This is a genomic window from Caballeronia humi (assembly GCF_001544475.1).
Taxonomy (GTDB): Bacteria; Pseudomonadota; Gammaproteobacteria; order Burkholderiales; family Burkholderiaceae; genus Caballeronia; species Caballeronia humi.
Genome location: NZ_FCNW02000107.1, coordinates 1 through 7,291, shown reverse-complemented (window position 1 = coordinate 7,291; position 7,291 = coordinate 1). Strand labels below are relative to the sequence as shown.

5 protein-coding genes are annotated in these 7,291 nt (G+C 60.2%); 2 read left to right on the top strand and 3 right to left on the bottom strand.

Going from position 1 to position 7,291, the window contains the following annotated elements; translation table 11 throughout:
* Positions 1–567 precede the first annotated feature (567 nt).
* Positions 568–1,038, bottom strand: a complete 471-nt coding sequence (locus tag AWB65_RS33675) for an RES family NAD+ phosphorylase (protein ID WP_087671123.1) — start codon at positions 1,036–1,038, stop codon at positions 568–570.
* On the bottom strand, positions 1,035–1,490 hold the full coding sequence (locus tag AWB65_RS33670) for an Xre family toxin-antitoxin system antitoxin (protein WP_062644709.1): 456 nt from the start codon (positions 1,488–1,490) through the stop codon (positions 1,035–1,037). The genes AWB65_RS33675 and AWB65_RS33670 overlap by 4 nt, the downstream gene beginning before the upstream one ends.
* Before the next feature lie 518 nt (positions 1,491–2,008).
* On the opposite strand from AWB65_RS33670, the gene AWB65_RS33665 reads away from it, so the two are divergent.
* Both AWB65_RS33665 and AWB65_RS33660 read left to right on the top strand, forming a co-directional pair.
* The gene (locus tag AWB65_RS33665; protein ID WP_087671122.1) at positions 2,009–2,716 is read left to right on the top strand and encodes an HAD family hydrolase; all 708 of its coding nucleotides are present in this window, start codon (positions 2,009–2,011) and stop codon (positions 2,714–2,716) included.
* A gap of 711 nt (positions 2,717–3,427) precedes the next feature.
* Positions 3,428–5,332, top strand: a complete 1,905-nt coding sequence (locus AWB65_RS33660; protein WP_087671121.1) for a hybrid sensor histidine kinase/response regulator — start codon at positions 3,428–3,430, stop codon at positions 5,330–5,332.
* A 54-nt stretch (positions 5,333–5,386) separates the two neighbouring features.
* Here AWB65_RS33660 and AWB65_RS33655 read toward each other — a convergent pair whose 3' ends face one another.
* The gene (locus tag AWB65_RS33655; protein ID WP_235008044.1) at positions 5,387–6,022 is read right to left on the bottom strand and encodes a replication initiation protein; all 636 of its coding nucleotides are present in this window, start codon (positions 6,020–6,022) and stop codon (positions 5,387–5,389) included.
* Positions 6,023–7,291: the final 1,269 nt, after the last annotated feature.

The window sequence follows — 7,291 nt, the reverse complement described above, 5'->3', positions numbered from 1 at the left end:
CCGCTCTGAATCTGCCGCTCGGTCTTCCGGATTGATCGATTTCAACCGGGCGATGGCCTTGACGAAGAACGAGCGTCTCGTTTGACGAATCAAAGTCTGGGCTTTCGAGGCGGGATGGCTACGAAGTTGGTCGGTGACTGGCACCTCGGCAGACGCGACGAGCTTTCTTATGATCCGCCCTTCGCTACCGCTGCTGTGGTCCGGCAATTCACCAACTGTTTCGGTGCGGAGATCGGCGGCTGTACTTTGGAAGCGGTCACTGGGGTACCTCGAGTCTGATAGACGGCTCAGGGTCGCGCGCTGCCGCTTGCTGTGAAGCGACGATCGCTCGAACGTTCGCGCAGTGAATCTCCGAGCCCGGCCACCTACGGACGTTGGCTCACGCTTTCATGCGGACGTTCGAACGTCGGCTCCGCCCGGACAACGGCCCACCATGAGCATGCCTGAGTCAGGAAAAAATGGCGCTGTGTGTTGCCAAGTCAATTGGGGGCCGCGCCGCGATCGCTCCCTCGCGGAGTACGCCGGCATAGCCCGCGTGTAGACGAACCGCAGCATAGCCCTACCGAACTAAGCTCGTGTCAACAGGCGCAGGATCCGCGGGTCATGACGCACATCGATGACCGTGCTTACGCTGATATCGGTCGCGTCGTCGTGTAACGGGTTCAGAATGTAATTGAATGCGAAGGGCAAGATAGCGCTGGGCAACTTGAGTAACGCGGTGGCGCCTCCCTGAAGCCATTCGCTGCCAGAAGCCTGTGTCCAGGACGGATTTTGGCGCCAGTCTTCGGGCAGTGCGCCCTCTCCCAACTCGGCGATCTTGACTCGCTCACCGACCTCCACGCGCAACAATCGGTAGGTGTCGGGCAGGTCAGCGGCCGAGCCGATCTCCTGATGAACGAGCGTTTCCAGAAGCGCGCCGGCGGGATGCTCAGCCAGATAAACGACTGGTCGTCCCGTGGTATGCCAGCGCCCGGGGGCGCGCAGCCCGCCTACTCCTTTCAGATCGGCGAATTTACTGATCCGCCAGAGCACCATCAGGCGAAATACCCTTCGTCGATCTGTACAAGCGCCTCCTCGACCAAGCGGGCGCCCTGTTCCGTACCCGCCATCACAAGAGCGCTGCGACCAGCGAAGCGATTTTGTGGATTGCGCAACCAACGCATCGCCTTGTCGTTGCCACCGAATGCCGCATGCGCCTGCGCGATAATTCTGGCCAGGCGAATGGCACGGTCGGATTCCTCCGTCGAAAGTCGTTCATGCTGCTGTCGACGGTGCGTCAGCGTGCGCCGCGGGATAATGAAGGTCAACTCGTCTGCCTTGAGGCCTTGCGCACTGAGTCGATCAATCACGTCGACGTCGACCCGTTCATGAGCCAGGTCGGCAAGGTCAGCGTCGCCGCGAATGCGGCTTGCCAACAGGTGTTCGAGAAACGCGAACTCCGTGCGGCGCGGATCTCCGGCGCCGGTCGGTATAAAAGCGATGGTTTCCATCGAGGCTCCATATCGGCAAAATGCCCACTCATTATAGGCGTTTTGCCATGACGCAACAACCCGCGTCCAGCGACCTTACAAATGCGGGTTGCTGTCGACACGAAGTTGCCACTCCGCCGAGATAATTGGCTCGTAGCGGAGGGTGAGATTTTGCGAAACGGGGCTGACTTGGAGGGTGGTGTCCTGCGGATACCCAATAGGCAAGACCCAGCCAGGAACGGTCAATCGCGCAGAGCATTTTCTGGCCGTTCAGACGGCGGCTCGGCAACGGCAAGCGGCCATTCCATTTTGCGTCGGGACCGCAGGCGCAAGGGGAGAAAGGGAAACGATTCTTCGGTAGAGTGTTTGCTGATGGCGCCGCTACCTTCGGCATTGAAAACCACAGGAAGGCGCACGACGCCGGCAATGACAGCATGAGCGTGGGTGGGAGCAAGATTGAGGCATCCGCATCCGGCGCAGAAAGCGGCGCGTCGGCTCAGCCACGGAAATAATCACCGTACGACAGGAGGCGATGCCCCGTGCTAAGAGCTGCAATTTTCGATGTCGACGGAACGCTGGTGGACTCGGTTGATCTCCACGCTCGCGCCTGGCAGGAGGCGTTCGCTCACTTCGGCCATGAGGTGACGTTCGAGCAGGTGCGCAGTCAGATCGGCAAGGGAGGCGACAAGCTGATCCCGGTATTTCTCTCGGACGCCGAGCAGCAGGATCACGGCGAAGCGCTTGAGAAATGGCGCGGCGACCACTTCCGATCGCACTATCTGCCAATGGTTCGCCCGTTCTCGTGCGTTCCAGAGCTGATCGTGCGAGTTCGTGAAGCGGGCATGAAAGTAGCCGTGGCGTCATCCGCGAAGAAACAGGAGCTCAACGTATATCTCGACCTTGCGGGCATCACCGATCTTCTCGATGCCTCGACTTCGTCCGATGACGCCGAAGCGTCCAAGCCGTCGCCTGATATCTTCAATGCCGTGCTGAAAAAGCTAGACGTCGCAGGCGCCGACGCGGTTGCTATCGGCGACAGTCCTTACGATGCGCAGGCCGCGCGCGCGGCGGGAATGGGCTGCATCGGCTTCCTGTCGGGCGGTTTCACCGAGGCGCGTCTGCGCGATGCGGGCTGCCACGCAGTCTATCCCGGCCCGGGCGCGATGCTCGCCTGCTTCGATCTACCCGGTCCTTCCGAAGATCCGGCAAGTCGACGCAAAGCCTCGCCGAGTGGGCACCTTGGATAACGTCCACGTCGGCGCGTCTCGCGCCCGCGTTCGGTGTTTGGCTCCTGGCGAGCGACTGCGCCTTGCACGCTCTGCAACATGAGTCGTGCGCAAACCGGTGCCTTGGGCCGGCGAATGCCGTGCGTTCACGACTGGGGAGTCGCCATGAGGATCGCTGAAGCCTTCCCACGCTCGATTGGTCAAAGAATGGTCGGGTCCCGCGGCCGTGAAACGATGTCAGGCCGGGAGCGGCCAGGAGGCGCCATTCATCAAGCGCCCAGGGTGGCCATTCGTAGGCCCGCTCCACCCCAGCAAGCGGCCGTCCGATCGACACGTCGACGGTTGCTTTAGGCAACCGGGTAATTCGATCTTACCGCCACCTCGCTGCTTTTGACTGGCCTCGGCGAACTCGAACTGGCGATCGAACGTCGGAAACCGTCGACAGGCGTCAGATGGTTCCGTCTCACCGACCGCTGTTTAGCTCCGGCAAGCGCCTCTAGCCCTCCTTCAGCAACAAGCCTTATCAGCACGTTGCCGTGCGGGCTCGGCCGGGCGGTGCGCCTTCATTTCCGCGCTTTGCAGGGAGTCCAGTCGATTTTGTGCTTTCGAGTCTAGCTAACTTGCGCTCCCTGGGCCGACGGCGCAGACAAAGGGATCGATTCGCATTTGAAATGTCGGAGGAATGTAAAATGCAGCCAGTCCCTTATCTAGGTACGGAGCAGAAGCCCTGCAATGATTGTTCGCATAGCGCAGTATTCAGGCAAAAGGCGCCTTTTACTGGGTATCGCCTCTATCGCCGCCGTGCTTCTCGCGCAGCAGGCACTGACAATGTTCGCTCATGGGCGGCTGACCTTTCTTCTCATTGGCGCCTCGCTTCCACTCGTCACATTGTTATTCGGCGCATTGTCAGGAGCCTTGCTTCTCGGGTGCGGTGTTGCATTCGGCTCGCTATGGATGGAGCCTATTGGCAAGCTCCCGGTGAATGGACGTGAAGACCAGATTGTCCTTTTCGCCTTTCTGGTCGTCGGCGGGTTACTGGTTGCCGCCGGACATCAATTGGCGAAGGTCGCGAAACGCGCAGGAATGGCGGAAGCTGCTGCTCACGATGCGGCCGCGCGCCTGCTCCGAGTAGAGCGCGACGCACGGCACCGTTTTGATGTGGCGTTGAACAGCGCTGGGGTGCCGTTCTGCATCTTGACGCCAGTCGTGCGCGACGGCAAGGTCGCCGAACTTCGATGGGACTACCTCAACGCGGCGGCCGCGCAGCTATTTAGTCAACCCGCGGCGGTCGTGATCGGGAGTTCGACTTCGTATCTACGTCCGGCAGGATGGGACGCTGATGTCCTATTCGACCGCCTGGCGCCGCTCGCTAGTGGGGGAGGCCGTGACGCCTTTGACGTGCGCGTCGAAGGAGACAACGGTGAACGTTGGTTTCATGTGGTCGCTGCCTCGCTGGAAGGTTCGATAGTCGCGTGGTTTGGCGATATCACGCCGCGCGTGCAGGCAGAACAGGCGCTATCGAATGCCGACCGCCGCAAAGATGAGTTTCTCGCCACGCTCGCACATGAACTGCGCAATCCGCTTGCGCCGATTAGACAAGTTGCAGAGATACTCGAACAAGCCGGCGTGACAGACGAACGCAGGCGTTGGTGCATTAACGTGCTGCGTCGCCAGTCCGCCGCCATGGCGCTCCTACTGGACGACCTGCTCGATGTTTCACGCATCACGCGCGGCGCGCTGACATTGCGCAAGGGGGCCGTGGCCCTCCGTGACGTGGTCGATGACGCCGTCGAGATAGCAAGGCCAACACTGGAAGGCAAGGGCCACGAGTTGGTCCTCGATCTTCCGGCCCGACCGGTGCATATCGACGTCGATCGGCTCCGACTGGCGCAGGTGCTGGCCAATCTCCTGACGAACGCAGCGAAGTACACGCCACCAGGCGGGCACATTGGATTGAGCGCGAGAGCCGATGAACCGGAAATCGTACTTTCCATCACTGACAACGGGATCGGGATCGAACCCGACACGTTATCGGCCATCTTTTCGATGTTCTCGCAAGTTAATCGAGACCACCACCGCCAGGGCGGCCTGGGCATCGGCCTTGCCCTGTCGAAGTCGCTCATCGAGTTGCACGGTGGTCAGATTACCGCGTCAAGCGCCGGAAAAGATAAAGGAAGTTGCTTCGCGATCCATCTTCCGACGCACTGCAAGGTATTGCCATCACCGATTGTGATACGAGAGACTCCCGCGGCTTCCTTGACGACCAGGAAGCACCGGATCTTGGTTGTTGACGACAATGTCGATGCGGCCGACGCATTGACGGCGCTGCTCGAACTGGAGGGGCACGAGGTGCGCACGGTCTACTCGGGCGAGGAAGCCGTCGACATACTCAGCCACTACAGCCCCGAGGTAATCCTGCTCGACCTAGGCTTGCCTGGCATGAGCGGAATTGACGTCGCTCGGCAGATTCGGAAAACGCCGTCGACCAAGGATGTCACCGTCATCGCCATAACCGGGTGGGGGCAGCCTCAGGACCGGGCGCGTACTGCTCAGGCCGGATTCGACTTCCACTTCACGAAGCCCGTCGACGTGGTGCTGCTTAACGAGGCGATAGGCAGCGCATTTGCCGCCGCATAGGTCGAGCGGCGGGCATGCAGCGAAAGTGCCGCCCGGCGGCCGTGATTTGCTGCCTCACCGACAGGGAGACAGATAGCGAAGCGGTGTAGTCGTGCATTCACGATGATGAAGTGGGCCGCGTTGCCGCGAAGCCAACGTTCGACAGGCAGGTGGAGGAACCGCGAACGGCGCGCAGGATGGTGCGGCCGAACCACAGTCCAGTCCCTCTCTATCTCGATGTAAATCGGGGTAAAGACCTGTTTCGCCGGCGGCGTCCTCTACTTCCATCATAGAAGGAAAGGCCCCTAGCTCGCCAATGTCGTTGTCCCCGACAACCCGCCGCCCGCCCCATAAGCCGCTCGGGAGGCGATAGATACGCAGGATTACGGCCTTGTCCTCGTTATCGTTCATGCCTTCTCCCTTAACAGGCGCCCACCTACAAGCAGGCCGTGCTTCTCGCAGTTCCTCTACGGCGGGTTCAATGACGCGGCGTCGGAGTTCTTTGAAGTGAGCGCGCTGGTTCGGCTTGGCGTCTATCGCGTTCTGGAATTCTTCGATTGTCGGCGTCCACCGGCTTAGACCGTCCCAAGACATCAGGCACTCGAACAAACGCCATGAATAGATCGAGCGGAGGGCGGCTGCGTGCTTGAGCTTGTACGTGGTGAATTCTTCCGCAGACCAAATAGGAACGGGATCAAATCGGGATGCCACCGGACCTCTACCGTGCAAAAAATACCCGCCGAAGCGGGCACCAAGTCAAAACCAAGCAGAACGCCCCCAAGCAGGCGCAGCCCTAGGATAGCCACTATCGGGAGCCAAGTGCGGAATAAGTGGGAACAGGCATAAAGAAACCCGCCGGATAAGGGCGGGCGTCAACTGGGGATACTGTTGCTGCCTGCGCCCTTCGTGACCCCACGCAGGACGCATATTTATTTTAGTAGCTATTCCCGTGGGCACAAGTCCGCCGCACACAGGCCGATAAACCCGGCCTATGCACAGCCGCGACGCGGTTCCGGACTTGCACACACTTGAGCCTGACGCGGCCCGGCCTTGCCTCGCTCAGATACAAAGCAGATTCAAAACCCGTGGCTTACGGTCAGGTTGCAGCCAGTATTTCCCCTAGGTTCTCTGCCAAACATTTTTGACAAAATATCTGTCTTGCTTTTGTACACCTCGCAGAAAACTGGAGGGCCTATGTATTCGGAGATTCGCCTGGACGATATCGACAGGGGAACGAAGTGGTGGGAGTCGCTCTCGGAGGCTGAACGTTCGGAGTGGTTCGCAAAGGTAGGAACCACGCGCCCGGCAGACGCTTGGGATGCCTTTAAGCGTTCTCGCAGGCGTGGTGATTTTAGGGAGCCAGAGCTTCAGCTAACCGAGGATTTACACAGAGGGATGGAGTGGTGGAAATCGCTCTCCGAGGAGGAGCGTGCGGAATGGTTTGCCAGACTAGGCACCCACCGCCCGAAAGACGCGTGGAATGCTTTCAAACGCTCTCACGGTTACGCCAATGGGGATAACAACCAAAGGAGGTAAGGCAACTGGAATCTGGGCAGCGAAGGTCAAGGGGCAAAGAAAGCCCGCCGCAGCGCTTACCCGGCGGGCACAATCCATCACGTCGGGGTGACGCGAGGGAGACCTCTTACGTTGTAGCACGCCCGACCCGCAATGCAAGTCGCATCGATTATCCCCAAGTGCACCAGTCCGCTGCCTCGCCACAGGGCGTAGACAGCCGCTTCGCGGTTCCGGACTTGCGGGCGGATACTTGAGTCTGACGCACGCCGCTCGGCGTGCCGGTGCGTATCGCGCAGAGCACCGCCTACGCGCAGTCGTGGTAGGCAGGGCGGTCTGACCTGATATGTCGACTCCAAAAAAACATTTACCGAGCGTTGCACGTCGAATTCGTGCCGGCGAAATGCTCATGGCCGGCGAAACAATCGAGTCCGTCGTGCAGCAGCTTGGCATCTCGACCCCGAGCGC

Bases quoted from the DNA above. Each gene is read 5' to 3' on its own strand.
- AWB65_RS33670 (WP_062644709.1), bottom strand. From the start codon at position 1,490: ATGGAAACCATCGCTTTTATACCGACCGGCGCCGGAGATCCGCGCCGC.
- AWB65_RS33660 (WP_087671121.1), top strand. From the start codon at position 3,428: ATGATTGTTCGCATAGCGCAGTATTCAGGCAAAAGGCGCCTTTTACTG.